Below are 24,645 nucleotides of genomic sequence, written 5' to 3'. Positions count from 1 at the left end.
CGACACGATTGATCTCGCCCAAAAGAGCGATGATCAACATTCGATCGCTGAATGGTTTGGCCTAAAAGCCGGATGACTGCTGTGCGGACGAAGTGTTCATTCGCTGCTAGGAAACCAATGTCGCCTATCGGAAGAGGTATAGGTGGGGACCGCCCCATCCGACATTAGCTTTTAATCAGAAAGGCGAATAACCCTTGCCGCCATGTCCACTTCTGGCAAGTAGCCTAGCGCCACAACAGCGGCATGTTCTCTGAATGCAGCAATTTGAACTGACACATTAGTGTAACCTAATGTCGGTTCCTTGAACATTTTCCAAGCAGTCCTTGTCAGTTTTAACTCTTCTTGCCCACCAATGTCGGTAAGGAAATCCATTAGGCTTAGTGCTTCTGCGGAGGTATTCGTATAGAGAGCACAACTCAACTTTTCGCTTATTGGCTGCGACCAGATCATGACTAAGGCCGCCCCCGTTGGGTCAAGCAATGCGTAAACGCCATCAGGAGATTCACGGGAATAGAACTGAACGGCCCGCTTTTGCTCTTCCAGGGCGGCTTGCTGCGGCATGTCGAGGCCCTTTCGAGCCGAAAACCTAAGAATCAATTCGCCGATCGCTAAATAGGCCGTCGCGATCTTGACTTCGCTGGCTTGAGGAGCACTCCACGCCTGAAATTCAAATGCAGCCGCCGCCTCAGATGCCGTATTTGCTTCACACGCGCAAATGTCAAGGAATGTTCGTAGGGGGGATTGCGCCACTGCTTGACTGGCGAAAACCGCGAGGATCACGAATATTACCGCGAAAAATTTGGACAAGACCAAGCTATCCTCCATTGGGCTGGAACGTTGGTTTCGTCCGCTGAACAACTCCATCATGACTTCGCTTACCGCAACATGCAACAAAGCACTTTGGGCTCAAAGCAGTCATTCATCCAATAAAGCCCCCCAACAAAAAACCCCGCGCACTGCACGGGGTTTTCCATTTCATTGCATCCGCGCATTTACATACGCGATGCGACGTTTTCCCAGTTGACCAGATTATCAAGGAAATTGGTCAGATAGGCAGGGCGTTTGTTGCGGAAATCGATGTAGTAGGAATGTTCCCACACGTCACAGCCCAGCAGCGCCGTCTGGCCAAAGCACAGAGGGTTCACACCGTTTTCTGTTTTGGTCACTTTCAAACCGCCGTCGCTGTCTTTGACAAGCCAGGCCCAGCCCGAGCCGAACTGGCCCGCACCTGCGGCGGAAAACTGGGATTTGAATTCATCAACCGAACCAAAGCTGTCAGTGATCGCCTTTTCCAGTTCCGATGGCATGGCGCCCGATTTCGGGCCCATCATTTCCCAGAACTGGTTGTGGTTCCACAACTGACTGATGTTGTTGAAAATACCGTTCTGCGCCACCGCGTTGGCGTCATAGGTGCCGGTGATGATGTCTTCCAGCGATTTGCCATCCCATTCGGTGCCCGCAATCAGCTTGTTGCCGTTGTCGACATAGGCCTTGTGGTGCAGATCATGGTGATATTCGAGCGTTTCCGCCGACATGCCGGCCCCCGCCAGCGCATCGTGGGCATAAGGAAGATCGGGAAGTTCAAAAGCCATTGGGGCCCCCTCGTGGTTTGGTGTTGCGTTTCGCACATCGCGTACATGGGTCACATGAAGCGCAGGATGGCGCAAGGTCAAGGGCCGACACAGACAATATCGACCGGATGCCTTGCGCGTGTGAAAGATGAACGCGCAAACCGGTGCAGGGTTCCCTGCCCCTTGCGCAATTTTCGCCGCTGTGGCCCACTTGAGCTGCAAAGACCGAAACGAAACAAAAAAACGAGCCGAAGATGAGCCACGGATATGAAAGCGGACGCCTGAACCTGCCTTTTGTCGGGATATCGACCTTTGGCAAATATCCCTACCACCCCGATTGGGAAACGATTGATGCGGATGTGGCGATTGTTGGTGCACCCTATGATTTCGGAACCCAGTGGCGGGCCGGTGCGCGTTTTGGCCCGCGTGGCATCCGCGAAGCATCGACCCTCTTCGCCTTTGGCCATGCCGGCGCCTATGATCACGAGGATGACAAGACCTATCTGGGCGAAGGCACGCGGATCGTGGATATCGGTGATGCCGATATTGTCCACACCGATACAGAGCAAAGCCACGCCAATATAGAAAAAGCGGTGCGCGCAATTTTAAGGGCCAAGGCGCTGCCGGTGGTGCTGGGCGGCGATCATTCGATCAATATCCCCTGTGTGCGCGCGTTTTCGGACGCAGGCCCGATCCATATCCTGCAAATCGACGCCCATCTTGATTTTGTCGATGAACGCCACGGCGTGCGCCATGGTCACGGCAACCCGATGCGGCGTGCCGCCGAGCAGGATCACGTGACCGGCCTGACCCAGCTGGGCATCCGCAATGTCTCCTCGACCGCGAAAGAAGGGTACGAGGCCGCGCGCGCGATGGGCTCGGATATCCTGTCGGTGCGGCAGGTGCGCGCCCTTGGGGCCGACGCGGTGATTGCGCGCATTCCGGAACAGGCGAACATCTATCTGACTGTCGATATTGATGGCTTTGATCCCTCAATCGCGCCCGGCACCGGAACGCCCAGCCACGGCGGTTTTCTATATTACGAGGTGCTGGAACTGATCGCCGGTGTTGCGGCGCGCCAGAACATCGTCGGGATCGACCTGGTCGAGGTTGCGCCCGATTACGACCACAGCGGCACCACATCCATTCTGGCGGCGCAGATATTGCTGAACACGATTGGCCGCATTTTGCATCGATAGCAATGACTTATGGATTACTTATAACGTGATTCCACATCACTTGGCGGTGTCGAAATACCCGACCTCAGACCCTTTTTGGGCGGCCATTTTCAGAATGCCGAATGCGTATTCTGCCACCGACCGGAAACAGATGATCCGGAACGTATCCTCTTGAGGCATCCAGAACGCGGCAGGCACCTGCGCCATACGCGTGCGGCGGAACATGCCGGGGGCAAAGGATGCGGGCGACAGATCAACCGGGCACAGCTTGGCCATCACCTCGCGGGCGTGGGGGCCGTGCACCTCGAACAGCGCGCGCGCGTCCGAGACATTGACCGCCAGCGCATGTGTTTTGGCCAATGACTTGTGCATCTTGGCCAGCGTATCGGGTACGCTGTCATAGGCACACATCACCAGCACCTCGTCCGGTGACATCCATGCGATGCTGCCGTCCTTGCCAGTGTTGATGTGGCCCTGAGGTGGGATATCCAAGCCGGCGGCGGATTTGGCGGCCGATTTGATCTTGGCGGCAGACAGATCACCGCGCAGGGTGATCATCCCGTTCAGACCCATTTCACGAATATCGGTGATCCCAGCATAAGTTGCGTGATCCAAAGCACTGACGATATTAGACATTTTGCTTTGTCCCTTCTTGGTCATAGAACACAGGATCAACGATTTTGGCCTGTACGACCGTGCCGTCCACCTTGGGAAAATCGATCACTTCGCCCATTCGGTCGGGCCCGTGATGCACAAGCCCCATCGCGATGCCACGGTTCAGCGTGGGCGAATGATAGGTCGATGTGACACGCCCGATCATATTGCGCTGACCGTTCTCGTTCACCCCCTCGCCCACGGCATAGGCGCCGTCGGGCAACACAGAACCGTCAACTGTTTCCAGCCCGACCAGTTTCCAGCGTTCGGGATCCGCCATATGGCTGCGCTGTTGTGCGCGTTTGCCAAGATAGTCGTCTTTCTTTTTTGAAATCGCCCAATCCAGCCCCAGATCCTGCGGGATCACCGTGCCATCGGTTTCGTCCCCGATCATGATAAAGCCCTTTTCGGCCCGCATGATGTGCAGCGCCTCGGTGCCATAGGGCATCAGATCAAATTCGCGGCCCGCGTCCAGCATCGCCTCCCAGAAGGCGCGCCCCTGCGAGGCGGGCACCGCGATTTCGAATGACAACTCGCCCGAGAACGAGATGCGATAGACCCGCGCGTCAAACTCTCCGATCTTGCCATCGGCCCATCCCATGAACGGCAGCGCCTCGGCGCTCAGGTCCATGCCGCCCAGTTTTTCCAGCATCTTGCGGGCATTGGGGCCGACAACGGCGACCTGCGCGTATTGTTCGGTGACGTTGGCGGTGTAAACCTTCCAGTCCCACCATTCGGTTTGCAGCCACTCTTCCATATGGCCATGGATGCTTTCCGCGCCGCCGGTCGTGGTGTGACACAGGAATGTGTCGTCATTGATGCGGGCCACAACGCCGTCATCGATCAGAAACCCGTTTTCCGAACACATCAGGCCATAGCGGCATTTGCCCGGCTTCAGCGTGGACATCATGTTGGTGTAAAGCATGTCCAGAAAACACCCGGCATCGGGGCCTTTGACAATGATCTTGCCAAGGGTCGAAGCATCAAGCAGCCCAAGGCTTGCCCTGGTCTGGTTGATTTCCCGCATGACCGCGTCATGAACCGTTTCTTCACCACGCACATAGGCATAGGGGCGGCGCCACGCGCCAACCGGTTCCCAATCGGCGCCATGTTCGTGATGCCAGTCCGACATCGGTGTCTTGCGGATCGGCTGGAACACTTCGCCGCGCGCCTCGCCCGCGATCGACGCCATCGAGATCGGCGTATAGGGCGGACGGAACGTGGTGGTACCGACAGCCGGGATATTCGCGTTCAGCGCAGTGGCAAGCGTTGCCAGTCCGTTGATATTGCTTAGCTTGCCCTGATCCGTCGCCATGCCCAGCGTGGTATAACGCTTGGCGTGTTCTACGCTTTCAAAGCCTTCCTGCGCGGCCAGTTGCACATCAGAGACTTTCACATCGTTCTGATAATCCAGCCACGCCTTGGTGCGCAGTTTGATGCTGGCCCCCTGCGGCATCAGCCAGACCGGCAGCATCGGCGCGCATTCCGGCCCGGTTGCCATCGGCGCAGACGCGGACCTGGGTTTGAACCCTGCGGCCTGTGCCGCTTCCTTGCCTGCGGCGTGGGCATCGCCCAGCACGGTGGCCAGATGCAATGCGCCATTGGCGGCACCTGCGGCGGTCACAAACGCCTTGCCGTCCGCGCCGGTCGGCGGGTTATCCACATCGGGGCGGAAATGTGCTGCATCTGCATCCCAGACCAGCTTGCCGCCGCAATGGGACCACAGGTGCACCACCGGCGACCAGCCGCCCGACATGGCCACCGCGTCGCATTCGATCTCTTCCAGAACGGCGCCTTCACCCGCCTGCGTACAAAGCGCAACGCCAGTCACGCGCTTGCCGCCCTTGACCTTGGCGATGGCCTTGCCGGTTTCGACACGGATGCCCAGGGCCTTGGCCTGTTCCATCAGTTCACCGCCCCCCTGTACGCGGGCATCGACGACCACAGGCACGACCAAACCGGCGTTTTTAAGGGCAATTGCCGTAAGGTAAGCATCATCGTTGTTGGTGACGACCACGGTGCGGTCCCCGATCGAGACACCGTAATTGACCGCGTAGTCGCGCACCGCCGAGGCCAGCATCACCCCGGGGATGTCATTGCCCGCAAAGGACAAAGGCCGTTCGATCGCGCCTGTTGCCGTCACGATCTGGCGGGCGCGGATGCGCCACAACCGGTGCCGCGGCCCCGCTGCCGACGGATCATGATCGCGCAGTTGTTCATAGCCCAGCACATAGCCGTGATCATAAACCCCGGCCCCCATGCAGCGCGTGCGCAGGGTCACATTGGGCATTGTTTCCAATTCAACGACAGTTTGTTCAACAAACTTATCCACAGGCATATCTTCGACCTGCCCGCCGTCCACCGGTGCGCGGCCACCCAGATGCGCGGTTTGTTCCAGCAACAGCACCTTGGCCCCCGAAAGGGCCGCCGCCTTGGCCGCCTGAAGGCCCGCGACCCCGCCGCCGATCACCAGAACATCAGTGAAGGCATAGAAATGTTCATAAGTGTCCACGTCGCGGTCTTTGGGCGCTTTGCCCAGACCGGCGGATTGGCGGATGAACGGTTCATACACATGCTTCCAGAACGAGCGCGGATACATGAACATCTTGTAATAAAAGCCCGCGGGCAGGAACCGCGACAGATGCGTGTTGATTGCACCGACATCGAATTCAAGGCTGGGCCAGTGGTTCTGGCTGTCGGCTTTCAACCCGTCAAACAGTTCTGTCGTGGTCACGCGCTGGTTTGGTTCGAACGTGCCGCCCTCGCCCATGTTGACCAGACCATTGGGCTCTTCGGCGCCACTGGCGACCACGCCGCGCGGGCGGTGATATTTGAACGAACGGCCCACCATCATCTGGTCATTGGCCAGAAGCGCCGAGGCCAGCGTGTCGCCCTCGAACCCGCGCATCTGTTTGCCGTTGAAGGTGAAATGAAGCGCGCGCGCGTCGTTGATCAGACGGCCCTTGGTGGCAAGGCGGGTGCTCATGATGCGGACCTCGTGGTGATGGCAGGCGTTGCGCTGCAAGTATTTTTGAAAAGATGAAGCATCAGGCGAACTCTCTCCACGACCATCCGGGGCGTTTTTCCGAGATGGTTTTGATCAGGTCGTCGGGCGGTGCGAGGGTCTGGGCGCTGTAAGTGCCGAACACCTCCAATGTGGTGGTGCAACGGGCGGCGTGAAACCATTTGCCACAGCCGTTCGCGTGCCGCCAGCGCTCGAAATGAACGCCCTTGGGGTTTTCACGCATGAACAGATAGCCTTCGAAATCATCATCCGATGCGCCGGGGCCGAACCGTTTCAGGTGCGCTTCTCCGCCGCCGTGAAATTCGGTTTCTTCGCCGGTGACGCCGCAACAGGGACAGGTCAGGATCAGCATGGGGCACCTTTGACGTAAAAAGGCAGCCGTTCCGCAAGGGAACGACCGCCAAAGTGGACGTGAGTGTGAGTGGTGGGGCCTGTGCCCGCGTTTTTATTCGGTGACAGTGCCGGTTGTGGCCGGGGCTGCCGGGGCTGTATCGGACACCGCCGGAACTGCCGCGCCATCATCAGACGCAGGCCCGCTGCCCGATCCGATGGCCGCAAGGCCGGCGATAAACAGAACGATGACGACAAGCGCGATGACAAGGCCGCGCGCACTGGTGCCGCCAGTGGTGGTTTTCGGCGTGATATAGTCAGACATGGTGACGTCTCCTGTTTGGGAGATGTCAGGATGACGCGTTTTTTGCACCGCTCAATATGAGCGGAAATCCCCGCCGGTTTTCGGCACGGGTTGGCCTGTGGCGCGGGCGCGCATGGGCCAAAGTCTGCCGGTTTTCTGCCGGTATCGTGCAAGATGGCCATCAGTGCGCCACCCCTGCCGCCACGCTTTCATCGATAAAGCGGCCTTCGCGGAAGCGTTCCAGCCCGAAGGCGTCGGTCAGCGGGGAATGCCCCTTGGCGATCAGTTCGGCCATGCCCCAGCCCGATCCTGGGATCGCCTTGAACCCGCCGGTGCCCCAGCCGCAGTTGATAAACACGCCCTCGACCGGGGTTTTGGACAGGATCGGCGAGCGATCCCCGGTGATGTCCACGATCCCGCCCCACTGGCGCAGCATTTTCAGGCGCGACACCATCGGGAAGGTTTCGATCAGGGCGCGCACGGTTTCCTCGATATGGTGAAAGCTGCCGCGCTGGGTATAGTTGTTGTGCCCGTCTGTGCCGCCGCCGATGACCATTTCGCCCTTGTCGGACTGGGACATGTAACCGTGCACCGTGTTGGCCATCACCACCACATCCATGCAGGGTTTGATCGGTTCGCTGACCAGCGCCTGAAGCGCCACGGATTCGATGGGCAGACGGAACCCCGCCATATCCGCAACATGGCCCGAATGGCCCGCCACGACGATGCCCAGTTTGTCGCAATCGATATCGCCTTTGGATGTGGTCACGCCAACAACGCGGCCGCCATCGCGGCGTACGGCGGTGACTTCGCATTTCTGGATGATGTCCATGCCCATATCGGAACAGGCGCGCGCATAGCCCCATGCGACCGCATCGTGGCGCGCGGTGCCGCCACGGGCCTGCCACAACCCGCCCAGAACCGGATAGCGCGGCCCGTCCAGATTAATGATCGGCACCAGTTCCTTGACCTTCTGGGGCGAAATGAATTCGGTTTTCACACCTTGCAGGGCGTTGGCGTGGGCGGTGCGCTGGTAGCCGCGGATTTCATGCTGGGTCTGGGCCAGCATGATCACGCCGCGCGGACTGAACATGACGTTATAGTTCAGATCCTGGCTCATGGTTTCGTAAAGCGAGCGCGCCTTTTCGTAGATCGCCGCCGATGGATCCTGCAGATAGTTAGATCGGATGATGGTGGTGTTGCGCCCGGTGTTACCGCCGCCCAGCCAGCCTTTTTCGATCACGGCCACATTGGTGATGCCGAAATTCTTGCCCAGATAATACGCCGTGGCCAGCCCGTGCCCGCCGGCGCCGACGATGATCACATCGTATTTCTTTTTCGGCTCGGCCGCGCGCCACGCCCGTTCCCAGCCTGAGTGATAGCGGGCCGCTTCACGTGCGACGGCAAAGACTGAATATTTTTTCATAGATCGAATCCGATGCATCCGGTGTGATGTGTACATGGCGCAAAGCGCGAAATATGCCATCCTGCCAAACGTCACAATAGATCGCAGTTGCGACATGAGGCCCCGCCGTGTCGATTTCGTGCGTTTTGGTCTTTTTTCATCCTGCCCCCGCCTATAGATGAGGGCCAACACAGGAGAGACCATGACATTCTGGATCATTGCAGGCCTGATGGCCGCCCTTGTGGCGCTTTTGCTGGTTCTGACCGTGCTGCGCGCCCGCGCCAGTGTCGGACCGGCGGCAGCCTTTGATTTACAGGTGTACCGCGACCAGCTGAAAGAGGTGGACCGCGATCTGGCACGCGGCGTGATCGGCCAGAGCGATGCAGAACGCATCCGCACCGAAGTATCGCGCCGTATTCTGGCGGCAGATGCACAGATGCAGGATGGACAGACATCGACCGAGGCACCGGGCGCAGCGACCTATGCCATGGCGGTTGTGATCTTTGCCGCGCTGGTTGGCGGCACGCTTTATCTTTACCGCGATCTGGGGGCGCTCGGATATGGTGATCTGGCGCTGGACACACGCATTGAAATGGCGCGGATCGCGCGCGAAACCCGCCCCGATCAGGCCACTGCCGAAGCCAGCCTGCCTGCCGGCAACCCGCAACCGGAGCTGAGCGCGGATTACACCCGCCTGATCGAACAGTTGCGCACCACCGTCGCGCAGCGCCCCGACGATTTGCAGGGCCACATGCTGCTGGCCCGTAACGAGGCCGCGATTGGCAATTACGTGGCCGCCTATACCGCGCAGCGCGAGGTTTTGCGGATCAAGGGGGACGAAGCCTCGGCATCGGACTACACCGATCTGGGCGATATGCTGATCCTTGCCGCGGGCGGTTATGTATCCCCCGAGGCAGAGGCGGCGCTGGCGCGGGCCCTGCAACTGGACCCGAACAATGGCCCCGCGCGTTATTATCAGGGGCTGATGCTGGCGCAGACCGGGCGCCCCGATCAGGCGTTTCGCATCTGGGACAATCTGTTGCGCGCCGGCCCCGCCAATGCGCCGTGGATCGAACCGATCCGCCTGCAGATCGAACAGATGGCCGATCTGGCGGGGGTGAATTACGCCCTGCCCGTTGCTGCGGCAGTTGCCAGCGGTCCGTCTGCCGCCGATGTCGCTGCCGCATCCGAGATGAGCGTAGAGGACCGGCAGGAGATGATCCGCGGCATGGTCAACGGCTTGTCCGACCGGCTGGCCACCGAAGGCGGCCCGCCCTTTGACTGGGCGCGCCTGATTGCGGCCCTTGGGGTTCTGGGCGAGGAAGAACGCGCCATCGCGGTCTATACCGAAGCGCTGAGTATCTTTGACGGTGATCCAGAGGCGATCGAACTGATCCGCAACGGGGCCCGTCAGGCGCAACTGATCCCATGATCTTTGACGATATCGCCGATTTTGCCGCCGCGCTGCCACCGATGCGGGCGCTGATCGGGCTTGATCTGGGCGAAAAGACCATCGGGGTGGCCGTCAGCGATGGTATGCTGTCTGTGGCGACGCCGCTGGAAACGATCCGGCGCACGAAATTCACCCAGGATGCCGCCCGTCTGCAGGATATCATCGCAGAGCGGCGGATTGGCGGGCTGATCCTTGGGCTGCCACGCAATATGGACGGGTCCGAAGGCCCGCGCTGCCAGTCGACCCGTGCTTTTGCGCGTAATTTCGACCGGCTGGGCGATCTGCCCATCGGGTTCTGGGATGAACGGCTGAGCACGGTTGCGGCTGAAAAAGCCCTGCTTGAGGCGGATACGACCCGAAAACGTCGCGCCGAGGTCATTGATCACGTCGCCGCCAGCTATATCTTGCAGGGTGTGTTGGACCGGCTGCGCCATTTGCGGCCCTGAAGGAACCTGAACCATGAGCGATGACGTCTGGAACCGCGACGAGGTGCAAAGCCCCTGCATCAAGATCTGCGTGATCCATCCCGAAGCGCGCCTGTGCACCGGCTGCCTGCGCTCGATCGACGAAATCACCCAATGGTCCAAAATGAGCAACGAGGCCCGAGCGGCCATCATGGCCGAATTGCCCACCCGCACCGGCCAGATCACCAAACGCCGCGGCGGCCGCGCCGCCCGTCTGGGAAACCCGCCCCGGATTTGAGGTGGCGGAGTCTTAGTGCATCTGTAGCAGCTGAGCTTTTTGCGCCCGACTTGGACGCTTAGTTTATCCCAACGTACCGATTTACAGGTCGCATGTGTGCATGTCGCGCGGTATCGTTGATGGAAATGACATGCTCAAGAATTGCGAACATGACGGACACTATTGAAACAACGCCCGCAGATCGAAGACTTGCGGCAATCTTGATGGCAGACATCGTCGGTTATTCCCAACTCATGGGCGCTGATCAGAGCAGCACAATGAATGCACTAAGGCAACTGCGCAGTACGCTGTTCAATCCCATAGTAGATCAACACCGAGGCAACATCAGAAAGATGTATGGGGGATGGCTGGCTTGTTGAATTTCCATCAATTTCGGATGCCGTCACATGCGCGATTGCTATTCAGACCGGATTGATCGGTCATGACGTGATCAGATTGCGTATTGGCATTCATATAGGCGAAGTGTTCTTCGAAGCCGACGATGTGTTTGGCGAAGGTGTAAATGTCGCCGCACGGCTTGAGGCTTTGGCCGCGCCCGGACAGGTTCTGGTTTCGGACACTTCGATGAACAGTCTGGATCAGAAGACAGCAGCGATTTTTCAGGGCGGAGTTGCGCAAAAACTGAAGAACATCGCGCGCCCTGTCGGCGTTCGGAGCTGGCCGAACGCGATCCCTATCGAACGCGCCACGAAACCAGAGGCGGTTGATCCGACACGCGAACCGAGCATCGCAGTTCTCGCTTTCGACAATCTATCGCGCGATCCCGAACAGGAATATTTTTCCGACGGGATCACCGAAGACATCATCACCGACTTGTCGAAAGTCGGCAGTCTGCTGGTCATCTCGCGCAACTCCAGCTTTGCTTACAAAGGAAAAACAACAGATATCCGGCAGGTTGGCCGCGAACTTGGCGTAAGTCACGTCCTTGAAGGCTCCATACGCCGCGTTGCAGACCGTATCCGCGTAAATGCGCAGTTGATTGATGCGAAAAACGGCGCGCATCTCTGGGCTGAAAGATATGACCGCCAGATCACAGATTTATTTGCCGTCCAGGATGATCTGACGATGTGTATCGTTGATGCTCTCAAGATCAGGCTGACGGCAGTCGAACACAAGCGCATTGGTATGGTTCCAACTGCGAACCCAGAAGCACACGACTTGTTTCTGAAAGGTCGTGAGGCTGTGCTGAGCAGCGACAATACAAAGGAAGTGTTCGAACTGGCCTTGAGGTGTTTCAACCGCGCGATCGAGCTTGATCCGGACTATGCCGAACCTTACGCCGGACTTGGGCATGCCTATACCCGTGAATTCCAGAACAAGTGGCTGGGTATTCCAAACAGCTTGGAACATTCGCAACGCTTCATCGACACGGCGCTTCAGAAGAACCCGGACATGCCCTACGCGCATTATCTGGATGCAATCAACAAATTCTGGCGCGGCGAACACGCAGCCTCGAACGAAGCCATTGATCGGGCCCTGTCGCTCAACCCGAACTATGCGATGGCCATTGGCATGCGGGGTATCAATGCGGTTAACTCGGGCGCTCCGCTTGACGGCCTTCCTGATCTGGAACGCGCTCTTCAACTGGAACCCCGCGCCGGCCATCTTAATGTTCATTTCATGGGCATGGCGCATCTGCTGGCCGGAGATTTCGAAACCGCTGTTCTTCGCTTCAAAGAGCGTATCGCGGCATCGCCCGCGACCGATCTAAGCCGCGGTCTTATGATCTCGGCGTTTGGACATCTTGGAAGGGTAGAAGAGGCCAAAGAAGTTCGTCGGGAACTGAAAGAAATCAACCCGGGGTATTCGTTCTCGGAACATGTCGGGCGTCTGCCATTGCAGGTACCTGCCGCGCTGAACATGCTGCTGGACGGATACAAGAAAGCGGACTTGAAGGACTGAACTGCCTTCAGTCAAAGGTGTTGTTCCAACCAAGCCGCCACGCCGCCGGCCATTTGCGGGCGGAAATAGGCGATCATGCGGCCATCGGGGCTGGCGGTGGTTGCGGCGACCCAGGGTGCGACGCCGTGCAGGATGTGGCGGTGCAGGACGATCGCTTCGCCCGGCTGGGCGGGCAGTTTGATGCGCGCGCAGGTGTCAAACACGGTGCGCCGCGCGGCCTGATAGGCGGCGGTTATATCAACGTCGTGCAATTGATCCTGCGGGTGTCCGGCAAGTGCGTCGCGAAACGCGTCACGCATGATGAGATGGCTGCCCTTCCACACCACCAGCGGCGCGGCATCGGCTGGGGCGTCGTTCAGCGGCAGGCCCAGAATGAACTGGTGCGGTTCCTGCACCTTACGCATCTTGTGCGGCCCGACAGCAATCAGCCCGTCCACATGGGCCGCATCGCGGTTCAGACGATAGCGAAAGGCGGCATCGTTTTCACCCGCGCGCGGTTTGGGATAGCCGGGGTACATGACAGACAGCTGGGCCTTGTGCAGGGGCGGCACCGGTCCGATGTAATCAGTGATAAAGTCAAGCGCCGCCCCTGTCAGCGGGCCGGACCCGTCAATTGCCCCTGCAGCATCGTTGTCCAGCGCATCTACGCCGACAAACCATGTGCCCTGACACTGATGCCAGTGGGCCAGCGCCGGGTCGTCCACGGCGCGGCGCGCGGCACCTGCTGCGTGCCTTGCCCAATGCGCCACATCCGGATCAAACGCGAAGCGCGCCCATCCTTTTTGCGCGAAATCCGCTACCATCCCACAGCCTTGCGCAGCATGTTCAGGGCCACCAGCGTCAGGAACACCGCAAAGACGCGTTTCAGCGGCTTGGGGTCCATTGCGTGGGCCAGCTTGACGCCCAGCGGGGCGGTGATCAGCGTCATCGCAACTACAATGCCAAAGGCCACCAGATTGACCGCGCCGATGGTATAGGGCGGGCGCGTTTCGGGCGCGACCTCCAGCATCAGAAACCCGATCACCGATGGCACCGCGATCAGCACACCAAATCCGGCGGCAGTGGCCACGGCGCGATGGATAGCCACGTTATAAAGGCTCATCAGCGGGACGCCGAAACTGCCGCCGCCAATGCCCATCAGCACCGACATGAACCCCATGACCGGCGAATAGATCACGCGCCGGATGCCGGTCGGCATCGCCTGCCCCAGCCGCCAGTCCGCGCGTCCGAAGCCCATGTAAAGACCGATGATTATACCGAACACTCCGAACACCCCCTGCAAGGTTGAGGATCGCAGCGCCGCCGCAACCAGCACCCCGAGGATCGCCCCGACCGCAATACCGGGCGCCCATGTGCGCAAGATCTCCCAGTCGACAGCGCCCTTCTTGTTGTGGCTGAGAACCGAGCGGAGTGAGGTCACGATGATCGTGGCCAGCGATGTGGCCAGACAGACCTGCATCAATTGCGGGCCGTCATAGCCAAGCGTCTGGAACGCATAGAAAAACGCCGGCACCAGAACAATGCCGCCCCCGACGCCCAAAAGACCGGCCAAAACGCCGGCGAAGGCACCAATGACAAGCAAAAGCGCAAACATCTGCATCAAAAGGGCGGGATCATGCATGGCCTGTATCCTAAAAAGACGGTCGCGCCGTGCTTACACCGGCTCTGACACCGGGGCCAGCGCAGTAATGTGATCCAGTGCCCGCAATACCAGTTCGGGCCCTGCCCCGTCCTTGTGTGCACCTTCGGACAGGGTGCGCCGCCACGCGCGCGCGCCCGGTTTACCGGTGAACAGGCCCAGCATATGCCGCGTGATCTGGTTCAGGCGTCCACCCGCCCGCAAATGGGTTTCGATATAGGGCAGCATGTCATGCACCACGCTGACCGGATCGCTGTCGAAGCCACTGCCGAATATCCGCCGGTCTGCCGCGCACAGCACCGATGCCGGATCATGATAGGCTGCACGCCCGATCATCACGCCGTCCAGCCCGGCATCCAGAAACGCCTGTGCCTGATCCAGAGTGGTGATGCCGCCGTTGACGGAAAGGTGCAGCGCCGGAAACAACCCCTTCATCTGTTGCACCAGATCGTAATCCAGCGGCGGAATATCGCGGTTTTCCTTGGGGCTAAGCCCTTGCAGCCAAGCCTTGCGGGCGTGAATGGCAAACCGGTCACAGCCCGCCGCGCTGACCCGCGCCAGAAAATCGGGCAGAACATGTTGTGGGTTCTGATCATCCACACCGATCCGGCATTTTACCGTCACCTCGACACTGACTGCATCGCGCATCGCCTTGACGCAATCCGCCACCAGCCCGGGCCGCTCCATCAGTACCGCACCGAAACACCCCGATTGCACCCGATCCGACGGGCAGCCGATATTCAGGTTGATCTCGTCATAGCCGGCCTGTTCGCCCAACCGGGCCGCCTGCGCCAGTTCGGCCGGTTCGGACCCGCCAAGTTGCAGCGCAACGGGATGTTCGCTGGCGTCATGTTCCAGCAGATGCAGCGCCCCGCCCCGCACCAGCGCTGGTGCCGTCACCATTTCGGTATAGAGCAACGCATGCCGGGTCATCCGCCGGTGCAGATAGCGGCAATGGCGGTCTGTCCAGTCCATCATAGGCGCAATAGATAAACGCGCGGCCTTTGTGGCTGCGTTCAATGGCATAAAGCAGTCTCCTTTGGTCCGTCGTCGCGTATCGCAGACCTGCGGTGAACACCATACGCAGTTGGCGCCTGTTCTGCCACCCTGCCCGATTGCGAAACCGACAGGCAGCAATGGCGCCAGACTGTGTACGTGCAATGCCGTGGCAGGTGCACTCGCCCGCGACATTCATATGTGGTTGCCCGGTCTAAATCCGCCCGAAAGGCCGGTTTCCTAGCGTCCGTAAGGTTCGATCAGATCGGCCGAAAGCGCGTATCCGATGTCGGCAAGCTGTGTGCTGATTGACGCGGTTCCGAACATGCCGGTGACATTTACAGCTTCAAACAGGCCCGAACTTTCATAAGGCTTTTGCGTGGTTACAAAAACCAACTGGTTGGCCGGCGGCGGCGGCACGTGAATACAGGCACCGACATAGGGCACTAGAATGAACTCCGTCACGCCGGAACCCGAGGTTTCAAGCGGAACGATGTACCCTGGGATACGCACGATTTTGCCGTTGAAATCGGTTCTGACCCCGGATGATGTCGGCTGTTCGGCCCGAAGCGTCGCCATCTCGTCATGGGGCAGAATTCCAAGGCTCTGAAGCCGCTGCGTCACGGAATCGCCACCCGGCGGGATCATGTCGCTCCAGTCCAGATCAAGAACGTCTTCGCTGGCCAGCGACATGCCGGGCGCAATGCCAGTCATCGCAATCAGGCACAGGAATGCACGTCTGTTCAACACTTCGAACACAGTTATCTTCTCACTCCCAGACGTATGGTTCTATCTCGTCCGCAACCATATCATAGCCGATTTCAGCCAGATTGGTGCTGACAGGATTGACCTTGATCGTGCCTTGGACCCAGACCGCTTCGAACATCCCTGCACTGCGCCATGGCTTTTGCGATGTTATGAACACCAGCTGGTTTGGCGGCGGTGGAGGGACATGGATACAGGCCCCGACATAAGGTGTCAGAATGAATTGAGTCACACGGGTACCGCCGGTTTCCAGCGGCAACATATATCCCGGCATCCGGATCTGCGCGCCATCCAGTGCGTCGACGAACTTGTAGGCGTTCGCGTCGAAATCCGGCAACCATGTATCGTTGGCCTCATCATAACTGCCTTCTCCGACAATCTCGGAATAAGGCACCCCTTCGGGAATAAGATCTTCCCAGGTGATTGTGCGGAACGATGTTGCCCAGGCGGGGGTCTGTGCGCCGATCACGGGCAATCCGGCAAGACCAAGCAAAACCGCGCGACGAGTGATCTGCATTTGTCCCTGCCTCCTTTTGCAATCAGTTCCTGACGGTCATGCCGTCGCTTAACGAAAGCCGATACGCCCGCAACGCCGGAAAAAGGCTTGTTCCGGCGGCAGCCAGTATAACCGCAGCCACCACAACCCCTTCGCGGAGCGAAAGTGGTTCGATGGGCAAGTATAAACCGAATGCGGCATCTACGTAAGGACGCAGCACCCACAATCCCGTGTACAAAAGCGCAATTCCAAGCACTGCTGCAATTCCCGCCATCAGCACCGCTTCGAGCATCAGCAGGCCCATAATCGTCAGCGGACGCGCGCCCACCGCGCGCAGGATCGCCATTTCCCGGCGCCGTTCGTTCAGCCCTGAAAAAATCATCGCCGTCATGCCCAACAGCGCAGTGGCCACAACCATGGCCGAAACGGCGATCAGCGCGGTTTCCGCAATGCCGACGATTCCCCAAAGCTCTTGTAATGCCACGCCGGGCAGCACCGCCAAAAGAGGTTCTTCGGGGTATTGGTTGATCGCGCGCTGCAAGGCAAAGACCTGAAGTCGCGATTTCACACCGATCATGGCGGCGGTGATGGCTGCCGGTTTCAGGTCCATCTGCCTGATTTCATCCGGCGTTGTGACCTGACCGGGGATCTGAGCACCGCCTTGCCAGTCAACATGGATGGCTTCGATCGCCTTCAGGCTGACAATCACCGTGCGATCCACCGGCGTTCCGGTTTTAGCCAGAATGCCCGACACCCGAAACGGCTGGTTCTGATGATTGGCAAAAGACGCAAGGCCATGCGCCACGACAAGCGGATCGCCGGTGGAATACCCCAGCGTTGCGGCCACATCGGCCCCGATCACCGCATCAAACAGATCATCGAACGCCTGGCCTTGGGCAAATTCCAACGCCCTGCCGCCGCGATACTTGTAGCGCAGGAAATACTCGGCCGTTGTGCCCATGACGCGAAACTGGCGGTGCGAATCCCCCAGTGAAATGGGCACGATCCAGTCCACTTCGGGTTGTGCGGCGATGTCCTGATAGCTTTCCCAAGACACATTGTTGGTCGCATTGCCGATGCGAAACACCGAATAAAGCAAAAGTTGCACGGACCCGGACCGCGCACCGACAATCAGATCCGTATCCGAGATCGTATCGCCGAAACTGGCCTTGGCCCCTGTCCGCACCTTTTCGACACCAAGATAAAGCGTAACAGACAGCGCGACCGCAAAAATCGTCAGCCCCACGGTCAGACGGCGCGCCATCAGGCTGCGCAGGGCAAGACGCAGCAGGATCATGCGGCGGCCTCGCGCGTCAGAACGGCAATGTCTTCCATGCGAACGCTGCGATCAAACCGGGGCGCAAGCCGTTCATCATGGCTGACCATCAACAGGGTCGATCCCGCAGCGGCGCATTGCGCAAAAAGCAGATCAAGAAAACTGGCCTGCGCGCCGGCATCAAGGGCGGATGTCGGTTCGTCAGCGACAATCAGCGACGGCGCACCGATCAGTGCCCGCGCGACAGCAACCCGCTGTTGCTGGCCGACACTCAGCCTGTTGGCAGTGGACGACAAAATGATATCGCGCGACAGGCCAAGCGCGTCGGTCAGATCAAGCGCGGCAGCACGTGCATCCCCCGCGCGGGCCCGGCGCGTTGGGGCAAAGCGCAGCGGCAGAAGGATATTGTCAATCGGCGAGGCATAGGGAAGCAGGTTGAACTGCTGGAACACGATACCGATGCTTTCTGCCCGAAAGCGGTCGCGCGCGGCGGGGCGCATTACAGATATCTCGGTTCCGTCCACGCGGATCGATCCGTCTTGAGGTGCATTGATACCGCAGATCAGCGACAGAAGGGTCGACTTGCCCGATCCACTTTCGCCCAGCAGCAAAACGCGTTCGCCCTGCGCGATGCGAAAATCCGGAACCCTGAGGCCGAACGCATCGCGTCCGGCCCAGTGAAATGCAACCTGATCAAGAACCAGTGCAAGATTGGTATCGGCGTCGTTCACCGCGATCCTCGTCAGATCAGTCCCGACAGATCAAGAACCGGTGCATCCCGTTCCACTTCGAAACCTTGCGAACCCTTGTCCGAAATCATCTGCACCTCAACCTCTTGCGCGTTCGGGAAAGCTTCGAAGAACGCAAATTCGATGCGGTTGACCGCGCTCGGATCAGCACAGGTCAGCAGATATTCGGCGTGAAACTCTGTATGGCCTGCCTCTTCTTCCTTGGCGTGATCGTCATGTGCATGATCGTCGCCTTCTTCCTTAGCGTGATCGTCATTTGCGTGGTCATCATGATCATCATGATGCCCGTCTATCAGACCCGCGCTAGAAGATGTGACGGTGCAACCCGCGGCGGCCGGCAGCACGAACAGCGACAACGGCTTGGACAAGGTGGCAATCGCGGTGTCAAGTTTGGCGCGATCCTCGGCTGTTTCAGCGGCGTACTCGAACCCGACAATATCGGCGCCGGGGGCTTCCAGCTCCATTGCGATCTGGCCGTTTTCTATGGCGATGTTCAGAGCAGAATGGCCGTGTTCGTGGGCACCGAGATCGCGTGTTTCCTGCGCAAAAAGCATGGACGGCGCCATCAGGGCAATCATAAGCGATGTTTTATTCATCTTGGTATCTCCTTGTTGAACAGCAAATGTGGGAATCAGGTCTTCATGTCGCGGCACGGACGCGGCCAGCAAGGCTGAGTGTGGCAAAGATCAGGGCAGCGACGCAGACAATGGACGGCCCCGCCGGTGTGTCCAGAACATAGGCCGCCCTCAGCCCGACCAAAGCCGAAAGGCTGCCGATACCTGCCGCCACCAACGCCATGTTTTCGGGCGTGCGGCTAAGCGGTCTTGCGGCAGCGGCAGGGATGATCAGCATGGCGGCGATCAGAAGCACGCCAACCACCTTGATCGCGACAGCAACGGTAATGGCCAGCGCCAGCGTCAGCACAAGTTGTTCGCGCCTTGGATCAATACCGCTGGCATGGGCCAGATCCTCGTTCAGTGTGGCGGTCAGAAGGGCGGACCAGCGCCAGCCGACAAGGGCAACGACCAAAGCCGCCCCGCCCCAGATCACCGCAAGATCCATGCGCGACACGGCAAGGATATCACCGAACAGATACGCCATCAGATCGATCCGGATGCCGGACAGAAACGACACGGCCACCAACCCGAAAGCCAGAGCCGAATGGGCCAGAACGCCCAGCAATGTATCCATGGCATAGCCCCGCCCCGTCAGCAGGTTGACCGTCAGCGCCATCAAAAGCGCGACCACCATTGCCCCGGCGAAAACGGAAATCGACAGAGCCAGAGAAAGAGCGACCCCCAATATGGCGGCATGGGCGGTTGCATCGCCGAAATACGCCATGCGCCGCCATACAACGAAACAGCCCAGCGGGGCCGCAGCCAGCGCGACACCGATCCCGGCCAGCGTCGCGCGCACCATGAAATCATCCAACATTATTCAGCGGCTTCCGTGTGATCGTGTTTTTGGTCGTGGGTATGGTCGTGGTCGTGCCCGTGGTCATGATTATGATCGTGATCATGCCGGTAAAGCGCCAGCGCGCCCAGGGTACCCGAGCCGAACAAGGCGCGGTATTCCGGGGCCGACGCGACCACTTCGGGTGTACCTTCGCAGCAGACATGGCCGTTCAGGCAGACCACCCTGTCAGACGCGCTCATCACCACGTGCAACTCGTGGCTGATCATCAGGACAGCACAGCCGGTGTCGCGGCGGACCTGTTCGATCTGACGGTAAAACGCCGCCGATCCCGGCTGGTCCAGCCCTTGGGTTGCTTCGTCCAGCAACAACAGGTCAGGTCGTCCAATCAGCGCGCGGGCCAACAGAACACGCTGAAACTGTCCGCCCGAAAGCTGCGACATCTGTGTGTCAGACAGGTCCGGAACCCCCGCCTTTGCCAGCGCGTCATTAATGGCTTCAGCGGCAACACCGCCGGGCAACCGCAAGAACCGCGCCACGGTCATCGGCAGCGTCGGATCGATATGCAGCTTCTGGGGCACATATCCCAGCCTGACGTTTTTACCATAAGTGACCCGCCCGCGCGACGGCTTGACCGCGCCGATGATCGCACGCAGCAGGCTGGTCTTGCCCGATCCGTTCGGACCGACGATGGTTACAATCTCGCCCGGTTCGATCATCAGCGTCACGTGCGCCAATACCGCTTTCGCACCGTAACTGACGCTCAGGTTTTCAACCTCGACAAGGCTCATGCGTCCGCCTTTTCCGCACAGGAAGGACAGACGCCTTCGGCCTCGACAACGGTCTGTTCGATCCGGAAACCGGTTGCCCGCGCAGCCGCGCCCAAAGCCCCCCGCGCCGGTGTTGAATTCGCCTCGGCCACCGATTCGCACAGGCGGCAGATCATGAAGGCAGGTGCATGGGTTTCGCCGGGATGCGAACAGGCGACAAACGCATTCAGCCGTTCGATCTTGTGCGCAAAGCCATGGGCCACAAGGAAATCAAGCGCGCGATAGGCCACAGGCGGCTGTGATCCGAACCCTTCTTCGCGCAACCGGTCCAGAATGACATAGGCGCCAAGCGCACGATGTTCCTGCAACAGGATTTCAAGGACTTTTCTGCGCACCGGCGTGAACCGAAGACCCTTTTCAGCACAGCGCTTTTCGGCGGCGGCCAGTCCTTCCGTCACGCAAACGGCGTGGTCGTGACGCACGAACCCCACCGGGGCGGTCGCGTCTTGCGGCGCGTTCGGAACACTACTTGTCATGTTATCACGTTTCTCATAAGAGGGATGCGATGTTATACAATCACATGGAGGACCCGATGTCCAGATTACTCCTGCCCCTCTCGCTTACAGGGGCGCTGCTTAGTGGAACGGCAATTGCCGATGTGCCGCGCGTTGCAGTTGATATCGCGCCGGTTCATTCATTGGTGGCGCGTGTGATGCAGGGCGTCGGCACTCCTGATCTGATCGTGCAACCCGGGGCAAGCCCGCACGAATATTCCCTGCGCCCGTCCGAGGCATCCGCCCTGCAAGAGGCCGATCTTGTGGTCTGGATCGGGGAAGACCTGACGCCCTGGCTGCACGACGCGATTGGGACGCTTGCCAAGGATGCTGCCGTGACCGAGCTTCTGGAAGCGGATGGAACGATGCTTCTGGAGTTTCGCGAAGGCGCGCTTTTCGAAGCCCATGACCATGACGACGAGGACGATCACAAGGATGAGCACGATCATGCGGACGAGCATGATCATAAGGACGAGCACGATCATGCGGATGAAGCACACGCCGATGAAGAAAAGGCGCATGACGACAAGGACCACGCCGATCATGATCATGCACATGGCGAACACGACCCGCACGCCTGGTTGTCGACGCAGAATGCCGCGACATGGCTTAACTTGATCGCAGGGCAACTGTCCGCCGCCGATCCGGAAAATGCGGGAACCTATTTTGCAAACGCCGCTGCGGCACGGGGTGAGATCGAGGCGCTGAACGGTGAAATCAGGGCGGTGCTTGATCCTGTTCGGGGCGGTCAATTTATCGTGTTCCATGATGCCTACCAGTATTTCGAAACCGATTTCGATTTTCCTGCTTCGGGGGCGATTTCGATCAGCGATGCGTCTGATCCCGGCCCTGCCCGGATCACCGAAATTCAGGCCCGTATCGCAGAGCAAGGCATTGACTGCGTTCTGGCCGAACCGCAGTTCAATCCGGACATGGTGGCAACCGTACTTGATGGAACGCAGGCCAGCACCGCCATCATTGATCCCCTCGGCTCGGATATCGAACTCGGTCCGGCGCTTTATCCGCAACTGATGCGCAATCTTGCATCCAACCTTGCCGGATGCCTGTGAGGCTTTGAACCTAGGCGGCGTTCGCAGCCGGTCATGGCGCTGCGAAACGCCTGCCTTCAAAACACCATGCCATGCCGGTGCCCGTAGTGGGTGCCGGCAAGGTTATGATGCCAGCCGGGGTTTGTCCTTCCGCGCCGTGCCAATGAATGAAGTTACCGCAAAAGTCGTCAGGTTTTGTTCTTTTCGAACACTTGATGTTATGTCATTACATTGCACGAATCACGATCACTCAGGAGTCCTAGAAATGGATGCTGTCGCCTCACCCCCGGACGCCCGTCTGCCGGTCACTGTGCTTTCGGGTTTTCTGGGAGCAGGAAAAACAACGCTGTTGAACCGCGTCCTGAACAACCGTGAAGGACGGCGCGTGGCCGTCATTGTCACCGATATGTCCGAAGTGAACATTGACGCCGATCTGGTGCGCGCCGATACCGCACTGTCACGGACAGACGAAACACTGGTCGAGATGTCAAACGGTTGCATCTGCTGTACATTGCGCGACGATCTGCTGGCCGAGGTGCGGCGTTTGGCGGCTGAAAAGCGCTTTGATTATCTACTGATCGAATCCACCGGCATTTCCGAACCTCTGCCCGTCGCAGCGACCTTTGAATTCCGCGATGAAAACGGCGATAGCCTGTCGGATGTGGCGAGACTGGATACGCTGGTGACGGTCGTCGATGCGGTCAACCTGTTACGCGACTATTCCAGCCATGATTTCCTGCGGGATCGCGGTGAAACACTGGGGGAAGAGGACGACCGCACGCTGGTCAACCTGCTGGTCGAACAGATCGAGTTTGCCGATGTCGTCGTGCTGAACAAGGTCGCAGATGCAGCCCTTCATCAGGTTGATGCGGCGCGCAAGATCATTCGCAGCCTTAACGCCGATGCCCGCATCATAGAAACCAGTCATTCGGATGTGCCCGCCGGTGACATATTGAACACCGGTCTTTTCGATTTCGAAAAGGCGCACGAGCACCCGATGTGGGCGAAAGAGCTTTATGGCTTTGCCGATCATGTCCCCGAAACCGAAGAATACGGAGTCGCATCCTATGTTTACCGCGCGCTACAACCCTTTGCGCCCGAGGCGGTGATGGCAGTCCTGAACGGAGATCTGCCCGGCGTGATCCGCGCCAAGGGGCATTTCTGGATCGCAACACGGCCGGAATGGGTGGCCGAGTTTTCGCTGGCAGGCGCGTTATCTTCGATTAAGCCGCTTGGAACGTGGTGGGCCTCTGTTCCGAAAGAACGCTGGCCTGATCATGAAAGTGCGCGCAGTTACATATCCCAACACTGGTGCGAACCATGGGGCGACCGGCGGCAGGAAATCGTGTTTATCGGGGCGGATATCGACTGGGCGAACCTCAGGATGCGGCTGGATGCGGCTTTGGTGCCCGAACATGTCGCAGCGTCGCCCGATGCCCTGCCCGACCTGCCCGATCCCTTTCCCCTCTGGCGCAAAGCCCAGGCAGCCGCATGAGTTTCGCGCGATCATTTGCGCAAGCTGCGCCGGTCGGCGTTCGCGTTGCCGATACGCCCGAAGACCTGAACATGATCGACAGGCCAGATTGCGCGGCAGCGATTTGGCGGCGCCAGACGCCGCCCGCCGTTCAATCATGGATCAATGAGCTTTCCGGGGCGCAGCTGCCTGTGGCACGGCAGGTTCTGCAGCCCGGCATGGTACGTGATGCGATCGGTCAGGCCTGCAAAACCGCCCAGACACCCCACACCCCCGAGCGTGATCACCTGATCGAGGACATAGCAGCCCTTGCCGAAATGTTTGCACGGCCGATGCGCGCACCGTCCCTGCAAATTCGTCTGGAGCGGGTTACAACAAATGCCTGTCGGAAATTCCACATCGACCGTCTGTCGGCGCGGCTGATCTGCACGTATCGCTGAACCGGTACGCAATACGGCACGTCGGTTAATGGCAGCGAACCAAACCGCGTGTTTACGGTTCCGACCGGCTGTCCGGTTGTTCTGCGCGGATCGCAGTGGCCGGAACACCCGGCATCCCGCCTTTTGCATCGTTCGCCCCCGATCGAAGCGACAGGCGAAACGCGGCTGGTGCTGGTGCTGGACCCGATTACCGATCCGAAACAGGCATGATGTCAGGCAATCTGGGAACCACCACCCTTAAACGCAGGCGCAGACCAGACGATCACATGCGCGCGTATGATGCCCTGCCTGCAGATTTGCGAAGCTGGCTGGCCGATGCCGTGCTGCCTTGGTCGCCCGCCTCATGCCGCCGCGTCTGGGACAGGGCACGCCGCAAGGGTCTAAGCACAGAGGACGCACTGTGTCTGTTGTCGCGCACCGAATGCAACACGCTTGCGCGCGAGCGCCATCAGGGATTTTGGCGGTAATGCGAAACGCCCGACACCGTGCCCGGCCGCGCG

The 24,645-nt window shown here is 59.4% G+C and carries 26 protein-coding genes and 1 pseudogene; 9 read left to right on the top strand and 18 right to left on the bottom strand.

Annotated elements, in window-relative coordinates; genetic code table 11:
- Positions 1–171: 171 nt before the first annotated feature.
- Positions 172–807: a hypothetical protein gene (locus C1J05_RS08370; RefSeq protein ID WP_162797961.1), complete on the bottom strand. Its 636-nt coding sequence runs from the start codon at positions 805–807 to the stop codon at positions 172–174.
- 185 nt (positions 808–992) lie between these two features.
- Positions 993–1,592, bottom strand: a complete 600-nt coding sequence (locus C1J05_RS08365; protein ID WP_114869852.1) for a superoxide dismutase — start codon at positions 1,590–1,592, stop codon at positions 993–995.
- Between the two features lie 233 nt (positions 1,593–1,825).
- On the opposite strand from C1J05_RS08365, the gene speB reads away from it, so the two are divergent.
- Positions 1,826–2,770 (top strand): agmatinase, encoded by a 945-nt coding sequence (gene speB, locus C1J05_RS08360; RefSeq protein ID WP_114869851.1) that lies wholly within the window; start codon positions 1,826–1,828, stop codon positions 2,768–2,770.
- Between the two features lie 36 nt (positions 2,771–2,806).
- On the opposite strand, the gene C1J05_RS08355 is transcribed toward speB, so the two are convergent.
- The 5 genes from C1J05_RS08355 to C1J05_RS08335 form a co-directional block, all read right to left on the bottom strand.
- The gene (locus tag C1J05_RS08355) at positions 2,807–3,385 is read right to left on the bottom strand and encodes a sarcosine oxidase subunit gamma (protein WP_114869850.1); all 579 of its coding nucleotides are present in this window, start codon (positions 3,383–3,385) and stop codon (positions 2,807–2,809) included.
- Entirely contained in the window at positions 3,378–6,389 is a 3,012-nt protein-coding gene (locus tag C1J05_RS08350) for a sarcosine oxidase subunit alpha family protein (protein ID WP_114869849.1), read from the bottom strand. Before C1J05_RS08350 ends, C1J05_RS08355 begins: the two co-directional genes overlap by 8 nt.
- A 61-nt stretch (positions 6,390–6,450) precedes the next feature.
- Entirely contained in the window at positions 6,451–6,780 is a 330-nt protein-coding gene (locus C1J05_RS08345) for a sarcosine oxidase subunit delta (protein WP_114869848.1), read from the bottom strand.
- A 93-nt stretch (positions 6,781–6,873) separates the two neighbouring features.
- Entirely contained in the window at positions 6,874–7,083 is a 210-nt protein-coding gene (locus tag C1J05_RS08340) for a hypothetical protein (RefSeq protein ID WP_114869847.1), read from the bottom strand.
- 160 nt (positions 7,084–7,243) lie between these two features.
- Complete coding sequence (locus tag C1J05_RS08335) at positions 7,244–8,488, bottom strand: sarcosine oxidase subunit beta family protein (RefSeq protein WP_114869846.1); 1,245 nt, start codon at positions 8,486–8,488, stop codon at positions 7,244–7,246.
- 181 nt (positions 8,489–8,669) lie between these two features.
- Between C1J05_RS08335 and ccmI the strand changes: the two genes are divergently transcribed.
- The 4 genes from ccmI to C1J05_RS08315 all read left to right on the top strand — a co-directional run bounded on the left by ccmI (position 8,670) and on the right by C1J05_RS08315 (position 12,524).
- Positions 8,670–9,899, top strand: a complete 1,230-nt coding sequence (gene ccmI / locus C1J05_RS08330; protein ID WP_114872205.1) for a c-type cytochrome biogenesis protein CcmI — start codon at positions 8,670–8,672, stop codon at positions 9,897–9,899.
- Entirely contained in the window at positions 9,896–10,366 is a 471-nt protein-coding gene (gene ruvX, locus C1J05_RS08325; protein WP_114869845.1) for a Holliday junction resolvase RuvX, read from the top strand. Before ccmI ends, ruvX begins: the two co-directional genes overlap by 4 nt.
- Positions 10,367–10,379: 13 nt before the next feature.
- Positions 10,380–10,622 carry a DUF1289 domain-containing protein gene (locus C1J05_RS08320; RefSeq protein WP_114869844.1) on the top strand — a complete coding sequence of 81 codons (243 nt, stop codon included), beginning with the start codon at positions 10,380–10,382 and terminating at the stop codon, positions 10,620–10,622.
- A 336-nt stretch (positions 10,623–10,958) separates the two neighbouring features.
- Positions 10,959–12,524: an adenylate/guanylate cyclase domain-containing protein gene (locus tag C1J05_RS08315; protein WP_114869843.1), complete on the top strand. Its 1,566-nt coding sequence runs from the start codon at positions 10,959–10,961 to the stop codon at positions 12,522–12,524.
- Positions 12,525–12,535: 11 nt separating this feature from the next.
- Here the strand turns inward: C1J05_RS08315 and C1J05_RS08310 are convergent, their stop codons facing one another.
- From C1J05_RS08310 to C1J05_RS08260, 11 genes are all read right to left on the bottom strand, one after another.
- Complete coding sequence (locus C1J05_RS08310) at positions 12,536–13,327, bottom strand: hypothetical protein (protein ID WP_114869842.1); 792 nt, start codon at positions 13,325–13,327, stop codon at positions 12,536–12,538.
- Entirely contained in the window at positions 13,321–14,145 is an 825-nt protein-coding gene (locus C1J05_RS08305) for a sulfite exporter TauE/SafE family protein (RefSeq protein WP_114869841.1), read from the bottom strand. The genes C1J05_RS08310 and C1J05_RS08305 overlap by 7 nt, the downstream gene beginning before the upstream one ends.
- 33 nt (positions 14,146–14,178) lie before the next feature.
- Positions 14,179–15,189 (bottom strand): tRNA dihydrouridine(20/20a) synthase DusA, encoded by a 1,011-nt coding sequence (dusA, locus tag C1J05_RS08300; protein WP_114869840.1) that lies wholly within the window; start codon positions 15,187–15,189, stop codon positions 14,179–14,181.
- Between the two features lie 210 nt (positions 15,190–15,399).
- On the bottom strand, positions 15,400–15,909 hold the full coding sequence (locus C1J05_RS08295; RefSeq protein WP_254684788.1) for a DUF3299 domain-containing protein: 510 nt from the start codon (positions 15,907–15,909) through the stop codon (positions 15,400–15,402).
- Between the two features lie 19 nt (positions 15,910–15,928).
- Entirely contained in the window at positions 15,929–16,441 is a 513-nt protein-coding gene (locus C1J05_RS08290; protein WP_114869838.1) for a DUF3299 domain-containing protein, read from the bottom strand.
- Positions 16,442–16,463: 22 nt separating this feature from the next.
- Positions 16,464–17,714 carry an ABC transporter permease gene (locus C1J05_RS08285; protein ID WP_114872204.1) on the bottom strand — a complete coding sequence of 417 codons (1,251 nt, stop codon included), beginning with the start codon at positions 17,712–17,714 and terminating at the stop codon, positions 16,464–16,466.
- Positions 17,714–18,427 carry an ABC transporter ATP-binding protein gene (locus tag C1J05_RS08280; protein ID WP_114869837.1) on the bottom strand — a complete coding sequence of 238 codons (714 nt, stop codon included), beginning with the start codon at positions 18,425–18,427 and terminating at the stop codon, positions 17,714–17,716. Before C1J05_RS08280 ends, C1J05_RS08285 begins: the two co-directional genes overlap by 1 nt.
- 11 nt (positions 18,428–18,438) lie before the next feature.
- Positions 18,439–19,041, bottom strand: a complete 603-nt coding sequence (zrgA, locus tag C1J05_RS08275; protein WP_114872203.1) for a zinc uptake protein ZrgA — start codon at positions 19,039–19,041, stop codon at positions 18,439–18,441.
- A 43-nt stretch (positions 19,042–19,084) separates the two neighbouring features.
- Positions 19,085–19,879 (bottom strand): metal ABC transporter permease, encoded by a 795-nt coding sequence (locus C1J05_RS08270; protein WP_114869836.1) that lies wholly within the window; start codon positions 19,877–19,879, stop codon positions 19,085–19,087.
- Positions 19,879–20,649 (bottom strand): ATP-binding cassette domain-containing protein, encoded by a 771-nt coding sequence (locus C1J05_RS08265; protein WP_114869835.1) that lies wholly within the window; start codon positions 20,647–20,649, stop codon positions 19,879–19,881. The genes C1J05_RS08270 and C1J05_RS08265 overlap by 1 nt, the downstream gene beginning before the upstream one ends.
- A complete protein-coding gene (locus C1J05_RS08260; protein ID WP_114869834.1) occupies positions 20,646–21,164 on the bottom strand; it encodes a transcriptional repressor in 519 nt (172 codons plus the stop codon). The genes C1J05_RS08265 and C1J05_RS08260 overlap by 4 nt, the downstream gene beginning before the upstream one ends.
- Positions 21,165–21,220: 56 nt before the next feature.
- Here C1J05_RS08260 and C1J05_RS08255 point away from each other — a divergent pair, with 56 nt between their 5' ends.
- From C1J05_RS08255 to C1J05_RS08240, 4 genes and pseudogenes are all read left to right on the top strand, one after another.
- Positions 21,221–22,252, top strand: a complete 1,032-nt coding sequence (locus tag C1J05_RS08255) for a zinc ABC transporter substrate-binding protein (protein ID WP_114872202.1) — start codon at positions 21,221–21,223, stop codon at positions 22,250–22,252.
- A 244-nt stretch (positions 22,253–22,496) separates the two neighbouring features.
- Positions 22,497–23,726: a GTP-binding protein gene (locus C1J05_RS08250; RefSeq protein ID WP_114869833.1), complete on the top strand. Its 1,230-nt coding sequence runs from the start codon at positions 22,497–22,499 to the stop codon at positions 23,724–23,726.
- A pseudogene (locus C1J05_RS08245) lies at positions 23,723–24,355 on the top strand (DUF1826 domain-containing protein). The gene C1J05_RS08250 and the pseudogene C1J05_RS08245 overlap by 4 nt, the downstream one beginning before the upstream one ends.
- A gap of 56 nt (positions 24,356–24,411) precedes the next feature.
- Positions 24,412–24,612, top strand: coding sequence for a DUF6525 family protein (locus C1J05_RS08240; protein ID WP_441351684.1), 201 nt, complete (start codon positions 24,412–24,414; stop codon positions 24,610–24,612).
- Positions 24,613–24,645 lie beyond the last annotated feature (33 nt).

This window comes from Sulfitobacter sp. JL08, from assembly GCF_003352045.1.
Taxonomy (GTDB): domain Bacteria; phylum Pseudomonadota; class Alphaproteobacteria; order Rhodobacterales; family Rhodobacteraceae; genus JL08.
This window is presented reverse-complemented; position numbering and strand designations above follow the sequence as displayed.

Coding starts and splice junctions, on each gene's coding strand:
- C1J05_RS08365 (WP_114869852.1), bottom strand. CDS start 1,592: ATGGCTTTTGAACTTCCCGATCTTCCTTATGCCCACGATGCGCTGGCG.
- speB (WP_114869851.1), top strand. CDS start 1,826: ATGAGCCACGGATATGAAAGCGGACGCCTGAACCTGCCTTTTGTCGGG.
- C1J05_RS08355 (WP_114869850.1), bottom strand. CDS start 3,385: ATGTCTAATATCGTCAGTGCTTTGGATCACGCAACTTATGCTGGGATC.
- C1J05_RS08350 (WP_114869849.1), bottom strand. CDS start 6,389: ATGAGCACCCGCCTTGCCACCAAGGGCCGTCTGATCAACGACGCGCGC.
- C1J05_RS08345 (WP_114869848.1), bottom strand. CDS start 6,780: ATGCTGATCCTGACCTGTCCCTGTTGCGGCGTCACCGGCGAAGAAACC.
- C1J05_RS08340 (WP_114869847.1), bottom strand. CDS start 7,083: ATGTCTGACTATATCACGCCGAAAACCACCACTGGCGGCACCAGTGCG.
- C1J05_RS08335 (WP_114869846.1), bottom strand. CDS start 8,488: ATGAAAAAATATTCAGTCTTTGCCGTCGCACGTGAAGCGGCCCGCTAT.
- ccmI (WP_114872205.1), top strand. CDS start 8,670: ATGACATTCTGGATCATTGCAGGCCTGATGGCCGCCCTTGTGGCGCTT.
- ruvX (WP_114869845.1), top strand. CDS start 9,896: ATGATCTTTGACGATATCGCCGATTTTGCCGCCGCGCTGCCACCGATG.
- C1J05_RS08320 (WP_114869844.1), top strand. CDS start 10,380: ATGAGCGATGACGTCTGGAACCGCGACGAGGTGCAAAGCCCCTGCATC.
- C1J05_RS08315 (WP_114869843.1), top strand. CDS start 10,959: ATGGGGGATGGCTGGCTTGTTGAATTTCCATCAATTTCGGATGCCGTC.
- C1J05_RS08310 (WP_114869842.1), bottom strand. CDS start 13,327: ATGGTAGCGGATTTCGCGCAAAAAGGATGGGCGCGCTTCGCGTTTGAT.
- C1J05_RS08305 (WP_114869841.1), bottom strand. CDS start 14,145: ATGCATGATCCCGCCCTTTTGATGCAGATGTTTGCGCTTTTGCTTGTC.
- dusA (WP_114869840.1), bottom strand. CDS start 15,189: ATGCCATTGAACGCAGCCACAAAGGCCGCGCGTTTATCTATTGCGCCT.
- C1J05_RS08290 (WP_114869838.1), bottom strand. CDS start 16,441: ATGCAGATCACTCGTCGCGCGGTTTTGCTTGGTCTTGCCGGATTGCCC.
- zrgA (WP_114872203.1), bottom strand. CDS start 19,041: ATGAATAAAACATCGCTTATGATTGCCCTGATGGCGCCGTCCATGCTT.
- C1J05_RS08270 (WP_114869836.1), bottom strand. CDS start 19,879: ATGTTGGATGATTTCATGGTGCGCGCGACGCTGGCCGGGATCGGTGTC.
- C1J05_RS08265 (WP_114869835.1), bottom strand. CDS start 20,649: ATGAGCCTTGTCGAGGTTGAAAACCTGAGCGTCAGTTACGGTGCGAAA.
- C1J05_RS08260 (WP_114869834.1), bottom strand. CDS start 21,164: ATGACAAGTAGTGTTCCGAACGCGCCGCAAGACGCGACCGCCCCGGTG.
- C1J05_RS08255 (WP_114872202.1), top strand. CDS start 21,221: ATGTCCAGATTACTCCTGCCCCTCTCGCTTACAGGGGCGCTGCTTAGT.
- C1J05_RS08250 (WP_114869833.1), top strand. CDS start 22,497: ATGGATGCTGTCGCCTCACCCCCGGACGCCCGTCTGCCGGTCACTGTG.
- C1J05_RS08240 (WP_441351684.1), top strand. CDS start 24,412: ATGCGCGCGTATGATGCCCTGCCTGCAGATTTGCGAAGCTGGCTGGCC.